Raw genomic sequence first — 15,375 nt, 5'->3', positions numbered from 1 at the left:
CTTCCGTACAGGAGACGTTGAGAGGAAATACCCATCAGGAGTACGTGTCGATGGACGATGCAAAGAGTTATGAGAAGCTGAATCAGGAGATGGAGCAGGCCCGCCGCCGGATTGCCTTCCTGGAAACGAAGCTGGCCAGTCTGGGCGGGACCTGGAGCCATCCGTTTTCCGGTCTGAAGGAAGCGTTGTCGCCAAGCCAGAGCGCCGAGCCCGTCTCGGAAAACGAGCTGCAGTACCGCTCCCTCATTCAGAGCCTGCAGGAAACGGTGTATGCCCTCGACGTGGACGGCACGGTCACGTTCGTCAGTCCCCAGATTGAGTCAGTGCTGGGGTACCGCCCCGAGGAGATGATCGGCCAGCCCTTCATGTCCTACATCCATCGGCACGACCTCAAGGAGATGCTCAACCGCTTCGAACTGGAGGGGAGCTCGGGGATGCAGCCCTGGGAGAGCAGGCTGTACGCCAAGGACGGGCGCATCATCTGGGTGCGCGCCGCCATCAGCCGGAAGATCTTCCAGGACGGGCGGTACTGCGGCATCACCGGAACCCTCTCCGACGTGACCGAGCGGCGGAAGATGGAGGAGGACCTCGCTGAGAGCAGGCGCCGCCTGGCCAACCTGATGGACCACCTCCCCGGCATGGCGTTTCGCTGCGCCAACGACCGGGACTGGAACGTGGACTACGTCAGTGCAGGCTGCCTTGAGCTGACCGGTTACACCCCCGAAGAGCTCACCGGCGGCGTGGTCACGTACAACGAGCTCATCCACCCGGTGGACCGGGACAGCGTCTGGAACAGGATCCAGTCCGTCATCACCGGAGGCCGGACCTATCGCCTCACGTACCGTCTCCTGACCCGGGACGGAAAGGAGAAGTTCGTCTCGGAGCAGGGCAACGGAATCCCCTCGGCCGATGGGAAAGTCACTACCCTGGAAGGATTTATCAGCGATATCACTGATCAACACCTGGCCGAAGCTCGCGTCCGGGACAGCTTCGCCAGGATCCGCAGGGCTCTCGGCGGGATCATCAAGGTGATGGCCTCCACGATCGAATACCGGGACCCCTGCACGTCGGGCCACCAGCAGCGCGTATCGGACCTGGCCCGCCGAATCGCCCAGGAGCTGAATCTGCCGGCGGACCAGGTGGACGGCCTGCGCATGGCCGGCGCCATCCACGACATCGGCAAGGTGGCCGTTCCCGCGGAGATCCTCGGCAAACCCTCGGAGCTCAGCCCCATCGAGATGCTCCTCGTCAAGACCCATGCCCAGACCGGCTTCGAAATCATCCGGGAGATCGAGTTTCCCTGGCCCATCGCCCGCATGGTCCTGGAGCACCACGAACGCCTGGACGGATCGGGCTACCCCAGCGGCCTCAAGGGGGACGAGATTCTCCTGGAATCAAGAATCCTTGCGGTGGCGGACGTCGTGGAGGCCATGTGCTCCCATCGTCCCTACCGGCCGGCCCTCGGCACCGAGGTGGCCATGGACGAGATCCGGACCCACCGGGGAACCCTGTACGACGCAGTCGTCGTCGACGCCTGCCTCGCCCTCTTCCAGGAAAAGGATTACCGCCTCGAATAGAATTTTCCCCGACCTGACCCATCTTCTTCTTGACAACGATTGTTTGGCATGCCAAATATACGCATGCCAAACACACGGACCGACCCACCGCCTCCGGCGGACGACCGCTTCATCTACATGCTGAGCACGGCGCAACAGCAGATCCGAAACCACATCAATGCCGCCCTGACCTCAAATGGAATCCGGGTCACCATCGCCCAGAGCGGCATCCTCTTCCTCCTCAAGCAGCGGGACGGCAGAACCATGACGGAGTTGAGCACGATCCTCGCCGTGGACAACTCCACCCTGACGGGACTGGCGGACCGCCTGGAGCGTGCAGGCTTCATCCGCCGTGACGCCAATCCGGGAGACCGGCGCTCGTCCAACCTGTACCTGACACCGGCCGGAAGAGAAGAATGCAACAGGGCCAAAGAGGTGATCCGCGCGGTGAACCGGCAGGTGAAGGAGGGTTTCTCGGAGGCGGATCTCGACACCTTCCGGCGCATCCTGCAGGACATTTCCAGGAGATTCGGGCGCAACAGCGGCCCGCACAAGACCGCCGACGGAGGGGAATCGCCATGATGCAGGCAGAGCAGGAGCGAATCCGGCAGGAGACCGGGCGGGTCGCCCGGTTTGCCGAGTCCGTCATCGACCCGCACCGGTCGGAGCTGACCCGGACGGCCCTGTTCCCGCCCGACCTCTGGGAGCGCATGGGCCGGGAGGGATTCTACCGGATCGGCATCCCCGTGGAAGCCGGCGGCAGCGGTGGCGGCGCACCGGCCATTCAGGCCGTCGGCGAGACCCTGGCCCTCCACGGCGGCTGCTTGGGAGTGGTTCTTTCCTGGCTGATCCAGGTGATGGTGACCCGGTGGGTTTTCCTGCAAGACGCCACGGAGGACCAGCGCCGCCAGTGGCTGGACTCCGTCATTTCGGGCCGGACCGTCATCTCGCTCGCCGCCTCGGAACCGAAGGTGGGAGCCCACCCGAAATTTCTAAAAACCTCCGCGGAGCCGCGGGACGGCGGATGGGTCCTCAACGGGGAGAAGGCCATGCTCTCCAACGGTCCCCTGGCCGGTCTCTTCGTGGCCCTGGCCGTAACCGGCGGAACGGAGAAGAAAAAGTCCTTCGGCACCTTCCTGGTTCCCGCCGACGCCCCGGGACTGATCCGGACCGAGCCGGCGGACATGAAGGCGCTTCACCCTTCTCCACACGGCGGGATTATCCTGAAGGACTGTTTTGTCCCGCCGGAGGCCGCCCTGGGGGAAACGACCGACGCCTACCGGCGACTGGCGTTCCCGTTCCGGGAGATCGAGGACACCCTGCTCATGGGCCCCGTCACGGGCGTCCTGTTCCGCCAGGCCCGTCTCCTCTCCGCGCTCTTCCGGGACGCCACCGAGCCGGGTGAAGAGATCCGCGCCGACCTGGGACGTCTTTCCGCCCAACTGGACATGATCCGGATCCTGGCCCGGGAGGCGGCCTGGCTTCTCGACCATCCCGATCCCGCGCGCCCCCTCTTCTCCCTGCTCTTCACCTTCCGCGAGATGGCGGACCACTGCCAGTTCCTCCTGGACGACCTGGCCTCCCAGGGGGGCTTTGCCTCCGATGGAGACCTGGCCGGCTGGGCCTCGGACACCCGCCTGGCCCTTTCGGTGGGACGCAACGTGCTCACGCTGCGCCTGAAAAAGGCGGGGCTCGACTTCATCCGGAACCCGAAGTGACGGAAACGCGAATGGACGGAAAGGTAATCATGAACGAAGACCGGCAGAACCGGATCGCCTCCTGGGAAGCGGTCCAGCAGGGATTCCGCGGGACGGGCTATATCGCCGACCGCGCCATCGCCACGACGGTGTATCTTGCCTGGCACCTGGGGAAACCGATCCTCGTGGAGGGGCCCGCCGGCGTCGGCAAGACGGAGCTGGCCAAGACGGCCGCCGCCTTCCTGGACCTCCCGCTGATCCGCCTGCAATGCTACGAGGGGCTCGACGAGGCAAAAGCGCTGTACGAGTGGAAATACGGCAAGCAGCTCCTCTACACGCAGCTCCTGAAGGACAAGCTCGACGAGATCGTCTCCCGGGACAACGGCTTCGCGGCGGCCATCGACAAGCTCCACCGGTACGACGATATCTTCTTTTCTCGCCATTTCCTGGAGCCGCGGCCGCTCCTGAAGGCCCTGGAGCACCCCGGCGGCGCGGTCCTCCTGGTGGACGAGATCGACAAGGCCGACGAGGAGTTCGAGGCCTTCCTCCTGGAGATCCTCTCGGAATACCAGGTGTCCATTCCGGAGATCGGCACGGTCTCCGCGGCGTCCCGCCCCTTTGTCTTCCTCACCAGCAACAACACCCGGGAATTGAGCGAGGCCCTGAAACGGCGCTGCCTCCACCTCTTCATTCCCTTCCCCGACGCCGCCCTGGAGCGCCGGATCGTCCGCAGCCGCGTCCCGGACCTGCCGGAGAAGCTGGAGAAGCAGCTGGTCTCCTTCATCCAGGAGATCCGGGGCCTGGACCTGAAGAAGGCCCCCTCCATCAGCGAGACCATAGACTGGGCGCGGGTGGTCGTTCTGCTCCACGCGGAGCGCCTGACCACGGAGGTCGTACGCGACACCCTCCACGTCTTCCTGAAGTACCAGGACGACGTGCATACCGTGGAGGAGCGGATGCCGCAGCTTGCCCCGCTGCTCCTGCGCAACGACGCGGGCTGATCCGATGGACCGGGTGCTGGAGGACTTCGTCACGGCCCTGCGGCTGGCGGGAGTCCGGATCTCCGTCGCCGAGACCCTCGACGCCTGCGCCGCCGCCACGCTGGTGGGGTACGGAAACCGCCTGCTCCTGAAGGATTCCCTCGGCGCCGCCCTGGCCAAGTCCGGGCGCGAGAAGGCGTTGTTCTCCGACACCTTCGACCGTTTCTTCACCGAGTTTTCCTGCAACGCCACCGTTCCGGGGCAGGAAGACGATCCGTCCCGGGACGCCCCGCTCCCGGAGGATCCCCTGAGCCGGATGCTTCTCCAGCGGGATCAGGCCGCTCTCGCAGCAGCCCTCCAGGAAGCTTCCCGGCAGGCCGGAATCCGGTCCATCCGCCTGCCGACGCAGCGGAGCCTCTACACCGTCCGTATCCTCAACGCGCTGGGGATCGAGGGGCTCGACGGAGCGATCCGCACCCTCTCGGGGGCCGGCAGCGGCGTCTCCCTGGCCCAGGCCGACACGCTCCAGGCGGCCCGCCAGGAGCTCACGGAGAGTGTCCGGCGCTACGTGGAGCAGCAGCTCGACCTCTACGGCCAGGGCCTTGTCAACCAGTATCTGGAGGACGCCCTGCGGAAGACCCGTCTCTCCCACCTGGAGCAGCGCCACTTCGAGAAGATGGGCGAGATGATCCGCCGCCTCGTGAAGCGTCTCAACGACATCCACTCGCGCCGGAGGAAGGCGGCCCGGCGGGGCCACCTGGACTTCAAGCGAACCCTTCGGCACAACGTGCCCTACGGGGGCTTCCTTTTCGACCCGAAGTGGAAACAGCGGAAGCTGAACCGGCCCGACGTGCTGGTGATCTGCGACATCAGCCGGTCCATGATGCGCCTCGTCCGCTTCTTTCTCCTGTTCCTCTACGGCCTCAACGAGGAGATCCTCCGTATCCGCACCTTCGTCTTCTGCTCGAACCTGGTGGAGGTGTCGGACGTCTTTGATCGATATCCCGTGGAGGAGGCCGTGGACCGTCTCCAGCAGGGTGCGGACCTGCCGATCGTCATGGGCCTGACGGATTATTCCCGGTCGCTGAAAGACTTCCGGCAGCAATACCTGGATGCCGTGACCAGACGGACGACCGTCCTGTTTCTTGGGGACGGGCGGAACAACAACGCCGACCCGGATGCCCGCATCCTCCGGGAGGTCTACCAGCGGTGCCGGCGCCTTGTCTGGCTGAATCCGGAGCCGCGATCGTTCTGGGGAACCGGCGACTCGGAGATGAAGCGCTTCCTGCCGTACTGCCACACGGCCCGGGAGTGCAACACCCTGGACCACCTGGAACGGGTGATCGGGGCGTTGCTGGCGCGCACCCGGCATTAGCCCGTGCGGTTGAAAAGGGATCGTCTGCGGCGTTGCCCTGATCCCGTGCCACTCGACGTACCATCAAGTACGCCTCGCGGCCCGGAATTGCGGGCGCCTTGCATCCAACCCCTTTTGAACCGCACGGAAAAGGGCAGATGGATCCGTCCTTTTCACGTGTTCATTCATTCGTCCTTCAAAGGAGGGGAAACCATGGAAAGACAAGAGGAAAGCAAATCGACCTGCATCGCCTGCCTGTACTTCGAGAGCGAGGCAGAAGGCGCCCGGGAGCACTGCTGGCGCTTCGCCCGCTTCGTCGACCACGTGATCACCGATGCCACGCGTGACTGCGCCTACTGGACACCCAAGGCATGAACACGCGAGAACGCAAAAAGAAGCGGATTTGAAATCCGTTCTCCTATTTTCTTTGACTTCGCATTGAGGCGCGGGGGCTGCCACGGGGGCTCCCGCTGTCGCGAAAACGTTTCCGCTCTACGCCTTATGAAACCGATGAGCCATTGGTCCGGAAACGTTTTCTGATTGCTCCTCTGGGAACCCCCGGTCGCGCCCCCGCGAACGTTTGTGGGGAGGAGGGGCTTCCCGGAGCGCGAATAGCGGCTTTTTCGGGGCACCCTGCCGTCGCAGCGCAGCGCCCGCAAAGTCATCTGTCTGAGCGCCCCCAGGCGCGAGTTATGACTTTGCAGCGGAGCGAGACGTTGCAGGGTCGAAAAAACGCTTCTGAGCGCGAGGGAAGCCCTGCTCCCACATGCCTGCCTACCATCCGCGCCTGATTTTCTTAAAAAAGAGAAAAAAGGAAGAGGAACGGATTTCAAATCCGTCCGTTTCTCCGAGGCCTGCATTCTCCAGAATTATTTCCAGACCTCCGGATTGACGAGGTTCGGCGGCCGTTCTCCCCGCAGCCCCGCCAGGAGATTCGTCACGGCCAGATCGGCCATCTTCATCCGGGTCTCCCACGTGGCACTCCCGACATGGGGCAGGAGGACGGTGTTGTCCAGTTCCGCCAGTCCGGCCGCCAGCCTGGGCTCTTCCTCGTAGACGTCCAGGCCGGCCGCGGCGATGGTACCTGCACGGAGGGCGTCCACGAGGGCCTTCTCGTCCACCACGGGTCCCCGGGAGGTATTGATCAGGACTGCCGAGGGCTTCATGCGCCCCAGGACCTCCCGGTCGATCAGGTGGCGGGTCTCCGGCGTCAGCGGAACGTGGAGGGACACGATGTCTGCCTCCGCGAGGAGGTCCGGGAGAGACCGGAAGGAAGCCCCCAGGGCCGCCTCTTCCTCACGCCCCAGGCGGCTCCGGTTGTTGTAGAGCACCGGCATGCCGAATCCCCGGGCACGCCGGGCCACGGCCTGGCCGATGCGTCCCATCCCGACGATCCCCAGGGTCTTGCCGGAGACCTCGCTTCCAAGAAAGAGAAACGGCGCCCAGAAACGGAACCGTCCTTCCCGGACCATCCGGTCCCCTTCGACCACCCGGCGGTTCACCGCCAGGATCAGGGCAAACGCCACATCCGCGGTGGCATCGGTGAGCACCCCCGGCGTGTTGGACACGGGGATGCCCCGGGCCGTGGCGGCCGCCACGTCGATGTTGTTGAAGCCCACGCCGAAGTTGGCGATCATCCGGAGGCCCGGCGCCCGGTCCATGGCCTCCGCGTCCACCGCATCGGTGATCGAAGGCAGCAGGCCTTCCTTTCCCGGGAGCCGCTCCAGAAATGCCTTGCGCTCCATGGGGCGGTCCTCGGAATGGAAGTCCACCTCGCACTCGCCCCCCAGCCGGTCGAGGGGCTCCTTCGGCAGGTTGAGGGTCACCAGCACGTTCTTTCTCATCGCTTCCCCCCGAAAAAAGGCCGGACTTATGATGCCGCACAAAACATCCGTCCTGATTCTTTCCTACAGGTAGAAATCCGCGACCTGCAGCACCTCGCTCACGGAGCGCACCAGCCCCAGGACCGGGACGTGGTCCGGGTGGACCTGGTAGCGCTTCAGGGCTTCCACGTCCTCGAAATCGGCCACGAGGGCGAAGTCGACGGAGCGCTCCGTCCTCAGAACGTCGGGTCCGTAGGCCCACCCCTTGATCTCCTGGATTTTTCCCGGCAGGCTTCCCAGGGCCTTCTTCACCTCTTCCACCTGCTCCGCCGTCACCCCCGCCTTGAACTTCACGAACACCACGTGCCTGAGCATATTCCGTTCTCCTTTCCGAAAGGCTTGCATGATCTGCTGGATGGTACATTGGACATTAACAAATCTTTTCGCTATAGAAAAGACCGAGGATCCGCAAGGATTCCAGGCAACCGGTTCCTTCACCCCGAATCCACCGGAGAAGATCCGCAGAGGAGGTGCGGCGTCATGAAAAATCTGCTCGACGGCATCGAAGAAATCCTGCTCATGGGCCCCGGCCCGTCCTGCGTGCCCCCGACGGTCTACAAGGCCCTGGCGAAACCCACACTGGGCCACCTGGACCCCTACTTCCTGACCATCATGGACGGCGCCAAGTCCATGCTCCAGGAACTCCTGAACACGAAAAACGCCCTCACGGTTCCCATGTCGGGGACCGGCTCCGCCGGGATGGAGGCCTGCTTCGTCAACCTGGTGGAGCCCGGGGACCCGGTTCTCATCCTGACGAACGGCGTCTTCGGCCGCCGCATGCAGGACGTGGCGGGGCGGCTGGGAGCCCGCGTGGAGGCCCTGGAGTTCGAGTGGGGAACCCCCGTCGATCTCGATCGCACCGCAGAGGCCCTCAAGAAAGGCCCCTTCTCCATCGTGGCGGTGGTGCACGCCGAGACCTCCACGGGCGTCCGGAACCCCGTCGCCGAGATCGGGAAGATGATGGCCGACACGGACACGCTCTACCTGGTGGACGCCGTCACGAGCCTGGGCGGGATCGAGGTCCGCATGGACGACTGGCGCATCGACGCTCTCTACAGCGGCACCCAGAAGTGCCTCTCCTGCCCGCCGGGCCTGGCCCCTCTCTCCTTTTCGGATCGGGCCGCGGCGAAGCTGAACGGCCGCAAGGCCAAGGTCCCCAACTGGTACCTGGACCTGAGCCTCATCACGAACTATTGGAACCAGAACCGGGTCTACCACCACACGGCCCCGGTGAACATGCTCTACGCCCTGTACGAGTCCCTGCGGCTGGTCCTGGAGGAAGGTCCGGAGAAGGCCTTCGCCCGGCACCGGGAAACCCACGAGGCCCTCGTGGCCGGGCTGGAAACCATGGGGCTCACGATGCTGGTGGATCAGTCCTTCCGCCTGCCCATGCTCAACACCGTCCGCTGCCCGGAAGGGATCGACGAGCTCGCCGTCCGAAAGAGGCTGAGGCAGGAGTTCAAGATCGAGATCGGCGGGGGGCTCGGTCCCCTGGCGGGAAAGATCTGGCGGATCGGTCTCATGGGCCATACGGCCCGGCGGGAGAACGTGGATCGTTTTCTGGACGCCCTCCGGCGGGTCCTCGACAGAAACTGAACGGATAGCAGGAGAAATGGTTTTGAAACCCACCGACCACTCGGGAAAAACGGATGAACACGCCCTGATCGCGGAGTACAGGCGCCTGAGGCCCGTCTACGCCGACCTGTGCCTCGCCATGAGCAACCTCCTGTACAGCCTCCTCCAGAACGGGGGATACAAATTCCACCTGACTCACCGCGTGAAAGAAGTCGAGAAACTGCGTTCCAAGATCCGCCGCAGGAGGGACCGGTGCTACCGGGTGCTGGGAGACGTGGAGGACCTGGCGGGCGTCCGCGTCATCTTCTATCTGGAAAGTGAAAAGGAATGCTTCATCCGGGAGCTTCACAGGGAACTGAGTGGTCCAATCCGGCGGGAGGACCACTGTAAGGAGGAGGGCTACCGGGCGACGCACCTGACAGTCTCCTTCGGCGAAAAGCGGTACCGGCTGAGCGAATACCGGAAATTCCGGGGCATGAAGTGCGAGATCCAGATGACCTCCATCCTCTACCACGCCTGGTCGGAGATCGAGCACGACATCTTCTACAAGGAGAATCGCGACAAACCGTCCGACAGGGGAAAGAAGCTCTCGGAGTTGAGGAAGCGGATGTCCGTCCTCATAAACGACGACATCACCAGGGCGAACGCAGAGCTGGAGGATATCGCGCAGCAAGTGAGGAAGATCCGGGGAGAGAAAGAGGAAAACAGTCGCTGACACTCCGCCAGCCCTTTCCCCCGGCAGGTGGAATCGGCTTGTGAAGCAAAGAATCCGTCCGGTTCGGTGCACCTCAACCGGTGACTCCCGCGATCCGGGGCGCCGGTCTCGCCGCTTTGTACTCCTTATCCGCCGCGACTGTTCAGCCCGTTTCCCGGCCTCCTGTTGTCCAGAAACGTCCCAGACCAGAGCCCCTCGAAGAACGACCGGGCGTTCGCCCCAATGGAGCGGTTGTCATATCCCCCCTCCTGCACCACCAGCGTCGGCCGGCGCAGACCCCCGATCCGCAGGCCCATCTCCTTGAATTCACGCGCCTTCATGCTCCAGCTTCCCGTCGGATCCCCCCGGGCCGTGTCCAGGCCGAGGCATACCACAAGAAACTTCGGCCGGAAATGCCGGACCCGCGAAAGAACCCTGTCGAGCATCGCCAGGTAGGCAGGACCGTCCACCGCCTCCGGGAGGGGATAGTTCCCGTTGCATCCGGCCCCCTCCCCTTCTCCCTTCTCGTCGGCGAACCCGCTGAAATAGGGATAGGCCAGGGACGGATGGGCGTGGATCGAGAGGGTCAGGACGTCGCACCGCCGATAGAAGATCACCTGGTTCCCGTTCCCGTGGTGGTAGTCCAGGTCCAGGATCGCCACGGACCCGAACTCGCTCAGGTACTGGGCCGCGGCGGCGGCGTTGTTGAAATAACAGAAGCCCCCGAAGGCGCGGGGCTCTGCGTGGTGTCCCGGCGGCCTCACGAGGGCATAGGCCAGCCGGACCCCCTCGAGGATCAGGGAGGCGCCGGTCAGTGCACAGTCGACGGCCCGCTTCGCCGCTACGAAGGCTTTCCGGTTGAGGGGCGTGAACGTGTCGATGCAGTAGTACCCCGCCCGGACGGCCAGCTCCACCGGCGGCCGGGTCTGGTTGCGGATTGGAAAGTCATAGGGGTACACGGAGCCGTCGGGGGGCAGCGGTCGATTGTGCCCTGGCCCAGCCCCTGGAAACGTGCCGCCAGGATGGACCGCACCTGATCGATGGCCAGGCGGTTTCTCTTCTGAACGTCGTCGAAAATCTTCCGGATGCGGAACATGGCCGCGTCCCTCAGCCCTTGCCGCGGAGCGACGTCTCCCGGGAGCGGTCTCCCCACAGGAAGGGGTTGAAGCGGGTGTGGCGGTCGTAGACATCGCACCCCTCGGCCCGCTTGAGAAATCCCACGACGAGGTAGGTGACGGGTGTGAAGGCCGCCTCGTAGGCGCTCTTGACGAGCCACTGGGTCACAATCATCGTCCCCAGGACGGGCGGCGGGATCGTCCCCCAGAAGGCCGCCGTGATGAAGATGGCCGAGTCGGCAAGCTGACCCAGCACGGTGGACCCGATGGTCCGCATCCAGAGGAAGCGCCCCGCCGTCATGATTTTCATCTTTGCCAGGACGAAGGCATTGAGAAATTCCCCGACGAGGTAGGCCGCAAAGGACGCCGCGAGGAGCCGCGGCGCGTATCCCAGGAGGGCCTCATACGCCTGGTTCGAAGCGGCCCCGTCCAGGGAACCCAGGGTCCAGAAGGGAGCGGCGGGGATCCGGATGCTTGCCGCCATGGCGAGGACAGCCAGGAGATTGCAGGCAAAGCCCGTCCAGATGACCCGCCGGGCTCGGCCATATCCGTAAACCTCCGTCAGAACGTCACCGAAGATGTACGACAGGGGGAAAATGATGACCGCCGCCGGCAGGACGAGGGGACCCGCCTGAATCAGCTTGACGGCGATCAGGTTGGCGACGATCAGGGAGGTGACGAAGAGGGCCGTGATGGCCGGCAGCCACCGGGATCGCCCGTTTGAAGAGTCATTCATCATTCACTCACTGGAAAAACAGGTCCAATTTTTTTGAAAAATCCACTCATGCAGGCTGTTCAAAAATGCCGGATGCAAGGCCCCCGAAATCCTGAGCCGCGAGTCGTTCTTTTTTGTACGTCGAGTGGCGCAGGATGAGGGAAACCCAGCAGACGAGTGTTTCTCAACAGCCTGATGCCTTGTACTCCGCCTCGACGGTGATGGAGATGCCTCCGCGGACGGCGAACTCGCCGGTGACCTTGCACCAGCGCGGCGCCAGGGCCGCCACGAGATCGTCCAGGATGGCGTTCGTCACGTGCTCGTGGAAGACGCCCCGGTCCCGGTAGGACCAGAGGTAGAGCTTCAGGGACTTGGACTCCAGGATCTTCCGGTCCGGAATGTAGCGGATGGTGAGGACGGCGAAGTCGGGCTGGCCCGTGGCCGGACACACACAGGTGAACTCCTCCGTCCGGAGGGTCACCGTGTAGTCCCGCTCCGGGTTGTGGTTGGGGAACGTCTCCAGCTTCTTCCCCGGCCGGGTTTTTTCCTCCCCCAGGAGGGTCAGGCCCTCCAGGTCCTTCTTCGACGTCATCTTCGCCACGGCACCCTCCCCTTCCTGCATCAAACAGGGCGATTCCTATAGCAATCCAGCCGCGGAAAAGCAACGACTCCATTGCGGGACGGCACCTCTCCCCGGCATTCCTCCTCGATCATCCGCATCGCCTCCCGTTCGTGGTGGCTGGCAAACGGGAAGGCCGATTCGAAGAAGCCGCAGTGCCCGCCATGGGAAAGAATCCGCAGGTCCAGTTTCGGGCCCGGTGCCAGCTCCCGGAAATCCTTGACGTCAATGACGGGATCGTCGGCGGAGATGAAGATCGTCACCGGCGTCTCCAGGGACCGGAACGTCCCGTCCAGGAGCGTGTACTTCCGGAAATAGGTCCGGTAATCGGGGAATTGGGGGAAGTAGCCCATGATGGCCTCCGTGAGGCCGAGGCAGGTGTCGTGCTCCTTCAGCAGCTCCCCGAAGCGGTACCGCTCGGGGAAGAGTCGCTCCTTCTTCCGGAGGGAGCGCTTCCATTTGTTCAGGAAATACCTCCGGTAGAGGGCAGGCCCCTCGTCGATGGCCAGTGTGGACTTGTAGGGATCGAGCGCCGGGCTGACCGCGAAGACGCGGCGGAGGCCCGGGATGGGCTCCCGGCCCTGCCCGAGAGCCATCCGGAGGGCGAAGTTGCCCCCCATGGAGAAGCCCATGATCCAGCAGGGGGCGCCCTTCGCCAGCGTCGCGGCAGACGCGGTGGCGGCATGGGTTTCGTCGATGAGGGCGCCGTGGAAGAGCCCCTCGTTGAGGTGATGGCTTTTCCCGTGATCCCGCAGGTTGAGGCGGAAGACGTCGAGCCCCCGGTCCCAGAAACAGCGCCCCGCCGAGCGGATATAGGCGGAGTCGGCGCCGCCTTCCCAACCGTGCAGGAGGATGACCAGGCCCCGCGGCTTTCCGCCGGGCTGCGGGGAATGAAATCCCTGGAGGCGGGATCGGTGCACGCCGTCCAGGATGACCTCCGAGGCGGCATCCTCCATGGGATGGCGGCCGAGGACCCGAAGGCGCGAACTGGCGAGAAGGGTTTGAACATGGGTATTTTTCAGCCAGCCCGAAGGCCGGTACGCACGGCTCGTCATTTTACGTGGAACCTCACCGTATCGAGAATTTTGGTTTCCGCATCCGCCAGCGACAGGACGTGTTCCCCCCGGACCGGCGCCCAGACGTGGGATGCTGCTCTCCCGGCGGCACGGCCGTCCAGGATCCAGACCGCCCCCGCGGGAGCCCTGGCCAGAAAGGAGACCCGCTGGTTCTCCTCCGGGATGTCCGGATCGAGGGCCAGGACGGCTCCCGAGGGAGGATACAGGATGGCGGCAACCGCTCGGGGCGGTCCCGCCTCCGCAGCCGGCGACGGCTCGGTCCCCGCCAGGAACCACTCGGCCCGGTCCGGCTCCGTGCCGGCCGGCCGGATTGGCGCTTCAACCACGCCGGCCGGCGGTGTAGGCGGCCGTGAGTCGGCGCGGCGGTGCAGGACGTCCATGACCTCCATCCACACCGGGGCGGCTCCGGAAACGCCGGTCACGTTCCACATGGGGGCGCCGGAGAAATTTCCCACCCAGACCCCCACCGTGTAGCGCTCCGAGTATCCGATGCACCAGTTATCCCTCATGTCCTTGCTGGTCCCCGTTTTCACGGCCGTCCAGAACCGGGTCGCCAGGGCGTTTTCCAGTCCGAAGGTGACGCTCCGGGCCCCACGGTCCGCCAGGATGGAGGAAACGATAAAGGCCGCCCGCCGGTCCATTCCGGCCTTCCCGGGTGGCATCTTCCCGGCCGGCAGGAGTGACAGGGCGCCGGTCCGCCCGCCGTCGGCCAGGACCCGGTAGGCCGTCACCAGTTCCCAGAGCGTTACGTCGGCGGACCCCAGGGCCAGGGACCAGCCGTAGTACTCGCCGTCCTTCCGGATCCCGCCGAAGCCGATATTCCGGAGGCGCTGGGCGAACGGCTCCGCCCCGACCAGCCCGAGCACCCGCACGGCGGGGACGTTGAGGGACGACGACAGTGCCGTCCGGACGCTGACCGGTCCGGCATAGCGGTTCGAGTAATTCTCCGGCATGTACAGCCCGGCCGGCGTCGGGATCTCCACGGGGGAGTCCTCGAGGATGGAGGCTGCCGTGAGAATTTTCCGCTCCAGGGCCAGCCCGTACAGGAACGGCTTCAGGGTGGATCCGGCCTGCCGCGGGGCCCGGACGCCATCCACGAACGGCGCCGAGGAGTCCGGTCCCTGGTTGCCCGCATAGGCCAGAATCGCACCGGTCCGGTTGTCCGCCACAAGGACGGCCCCGTCCCGGACGTTCCGGTCACGGAGCATGTCCAGGTGCCGGCGGAGGATCTCCGTTACCTGCCGCTGCAGGTCGCCGTCAAGCGTGGAGGTGACCCTCCGGTTCCCTTCCGTCAGGAGAAGCCTGGCCACGTGGGGCGCCAGGGCCACGGCCGGTTGGATGACGTAGGGCTGCCCCAGCCGCTCGTCGGCCAGGGATCGCAGGCGATCGGGCGTCGTCTGCACGTCGAGGGAGCGGACCATGCGCCACGCCCGGGCAGCGGCCTGTTCGGGCCGGGCCCGTCCGGCCGGGATCAGGGCGGCCAGCAGGAATGCCTCCTCGTCGGTGAGGCCCGACGGGTCCTTGCCGAAGAGTCCCCGGGAAGCGGCGGCCACGCCCTGAAGCTCGCCTCGGAAGGTGATCAGGTTGAGGTAGGCCTCGATGATCTGGTCCTTCGTCCAGGCCTCTTCGAGGCGCAGGGCCGCCCGCGCCTGGCGGATCTTTTCCTCCCAGGTTCTCCGCACGGCCCGCGGACGCGCTTCCCGGTCCAGCCGTGCCGCGAGCTGCATGGAGATCGTGCTGGCCCCCCGGAGTGGGCCGCCGGAAATCCTCCTCGCGAACGATCCCGCTGCTGCGAGCCAGTCTATGCCCCCGTGCTCCCGGAACCGCCGGTCCTCCCCCCGGACGACCGCCTGGATCAGGGCCGGCGAGATGTCGTCCAGGGCGACCCACTGCAGGCGGCGCCCCGAGGGGTCGACGCGCAGCTCGTGAATGACACGGCCCTGGCGGTCCAGGAGGAAGGCCTCCGACAGCCGCCGGTCCTCCCGCACCTGGGCAAAGGAGGGGGGCGGCGGGCCTCCCCGCATCATGCCCGACAGGATCCACGCCGCCGCACCGGTGACAAGGACCAGGATCGCGGCGGCCCAGAGGAGGATCTTTTTTCTCATGCCGCA

Annotated in this window: 15 protein-coding genes; 8 read left to right on the top strand and 7 right to left on the bottom strand. The window is 65.1% G+C overall.

The annotated features are described in order from the left end of the window. Window positions 1–50 precede the first annotated feature (50 nt). The 6 genes from PLO63_06690 (at window position 51) to PLO63_06665 (ending at window position 5,962) form a co-directional block, all read left to right on the top strand. Window positions 51–1,577: a PAS domain S-box protein gene (locus PLO63_06690; GenBank protein ID HOI73820.1), complete on the top strand. Its 1,527-nt coding sequence runs from the start codon at window positions 51–53 to the stop codon at window positions 1,575–1,577. Between the two features lie 63 nt (window positions 1,578–1,640). Further along, window positions 1,641–2,138, top strand: coding sequence for a MarR family transcriptional regulator (locus PLO63_06685; GenBank protein HOI73819.1), 498 nt, complete (start codon window positions 1,641–1,643; stop codon window positions 2,136–2,138). Beyond that, complete coding sequence (locus PLO63_06680) at window positions 2,135–3,274, top strand: acyl-CoA dehydrogenase (GenBank protein ID HOI73818.1); 1,140 nt, start codon at window positions 2,135–2,137, stop codon at window positions 3,272–3,274. The genes PLO63_06685 and PLO63_06680 overlap by 4 nt, the downstream gene beginning before the upstream one ends. A gap of 11 nt (window positions 3,275–3,285) precedes the next feature. Beyond that, on the top strand, window positions 3,286–4,254 hold the full coding sequence (locus PLO63_06675; GenBank protein HOI73817.1) for a MoxR family ATPase: 969 nt from the start codon (window positions 3,286–3,288) through the stop codon (window positions 4,252–4,254). Between the two features lie 4 nt (window positions 4,255–4,258). After that, on the top strand, window positions 4,259–5,608 hold the full coding sequence (locus PLO63_06670) for a VWA domain-containing protein (GenBank protein HOI73816.1): 1,350 nt from the start codon (window positions 4,259–4,261) through the stop codon (window positions 5,606–5,608). A gap of 192 nt (window positions 5,609–5,800) precedes the next feature. Further along, window positions 5,801–5,962, top strand: coding sequence for a hypothetical protein (locus PLO63_06665; protein HOI73815.1), 162 nt, complete (start codon window positions 5,801–5,803; stop codon window positions 5,960–5,962). Window positions 5,963–6,456: 494 nt separating this feature from the next. Here the strand turns inward: PLO63_06665 and PLO63_06660 are convergent, their stop codons facing one another. Both PLO63_06660 and PLO63_06655 read right to left on the bottom strand, forming a co-directional pair. Beyond that, on the bottom strand, window positions 6,457–7,431 hold the full coding sequence (locus PLO63_06660) for a D-glycerate dehydrogenase (protein ID HOI73814.1): 975 nt from the start codon (window positions 7,429–7,431) through the stop codon (window positions 6,457–6,459). A gap of 63 nt (window positions 7,432–7,494) precedes the next feature. After that, window positions 7,495–7,785: a Dabb family protein gene (locus PLO63_06655; GenBank protein HOI73813.1), complete on the bottom strand. Its 291-nt coding sequence runs from the start codon at window positions 7,783–7,785 to the stop codon at window positions 7,495–7,497. A gap of 165 nt (window positions 7,786–7,950) precedes the next feature. Here PLO63_06655 and PLO63_06650 point away from each other — a divergent pair, with 165 nt between their 5' ends. Then, window positions 7,951–9,066: an alanine--glyoxylate aminotransferase family protein gene (locus PLO63_06650; GenBank protein ID HOI73812.1), complete on the top strand. Its 1,116-nt coding sequence runs from the start codon at window positions 7,951–7,953 to the stop codon at window positions 9,064–9,066. Window positions 9,067–9,088: 22 nt separating this feature from the next. Next, complete coding sequence (locus PLO63_06645) at window positions 9,089–9,760, top strand: hypothetical protein (protein ID HOI73811.1); 672 nt, start codon at window positions 9,089–9,091, stop codon at window positions 9,758–9,760. 125 nt (window positions 9,761–9,885) lie between these two features. On the opposite strand, the gene PLO63_06640 is transcribed toward PLO63_06645, so the two are convergent. The 5 genes from PLO63_06640 to pbpC form a co-directional block, all read right to left on the bottom strand. Further along, window positions 9,886–10,698, bottom strand: coding sequence for a histone deacetylase family protein (locus PLO63_06640; protein HOI73810.1), 813 nt, complete (start codon window positions 10,696–10,698; stop codon window positions 9,886–9,888). 148 nt (window positions 10,699–10,846) lie between these two features. Further along, window positions 10,847–11,590 (bottom strand): queuosine precursor transporter, encoded by a 744-nt coding sequence (locus PLO63_06635; protein ID HOI73809.1) that lies wholly within the window; start codon window positions 11,588–11,590, stop codon window positions 10,847–10,849. A gap of 163 nt (window positions 11,591–11,753) precedes the next feature. Then, a complete protein-coding gene (queF, locus tag PLO63_06630) occupies window positions 11,754–12,161 on the bottom strand; it encodes a preQ(1) synthase (GenBank protein HOI73808.1) in 408 nt (135 codons plus the stop codon). A 29-nt stretch (window positions 12,162–12,190) separates the two neighbouring features. Then, window positions 12,191–13,243, bottom strand: coding sequence for an alpha/beta fold hydrolase (locus tag PLO63_06625; GenBank protein ID HOI73807.1), 1,053 nt, complete (start codon window positions 13,241–13,243; stop codon window positions 12,191–12,193). Beyond that, on the bottom strand, window positions 13,240–15,369 hold the full coding sequence (pbpC, locus tag PLO63_06620; GenBank protein ID HOI73806.1) for a penicillin-binding protein 1C: 2,130 nt from the start codon (window positions 15,367–15,369) through the stop codon (window positions 13,240–13,242). Before pbpC ends, PLO63_06625 begins: the two co-directional genes overlap by 4 nt. Window positions 15,370–15,375 lie beyond the last annotated feature (6 nt).

It is taken from the genome of Syntrophales bacterium (assembly GCA_035363115.1).
Lineage (GTDB): Bacteria > Desulfobacterota > Syntrophia > Syntrophales > PHBD01 > PHBD01.
This window is presented reverse-complemented; position numbering and strand designations above follow the sequence as displayed.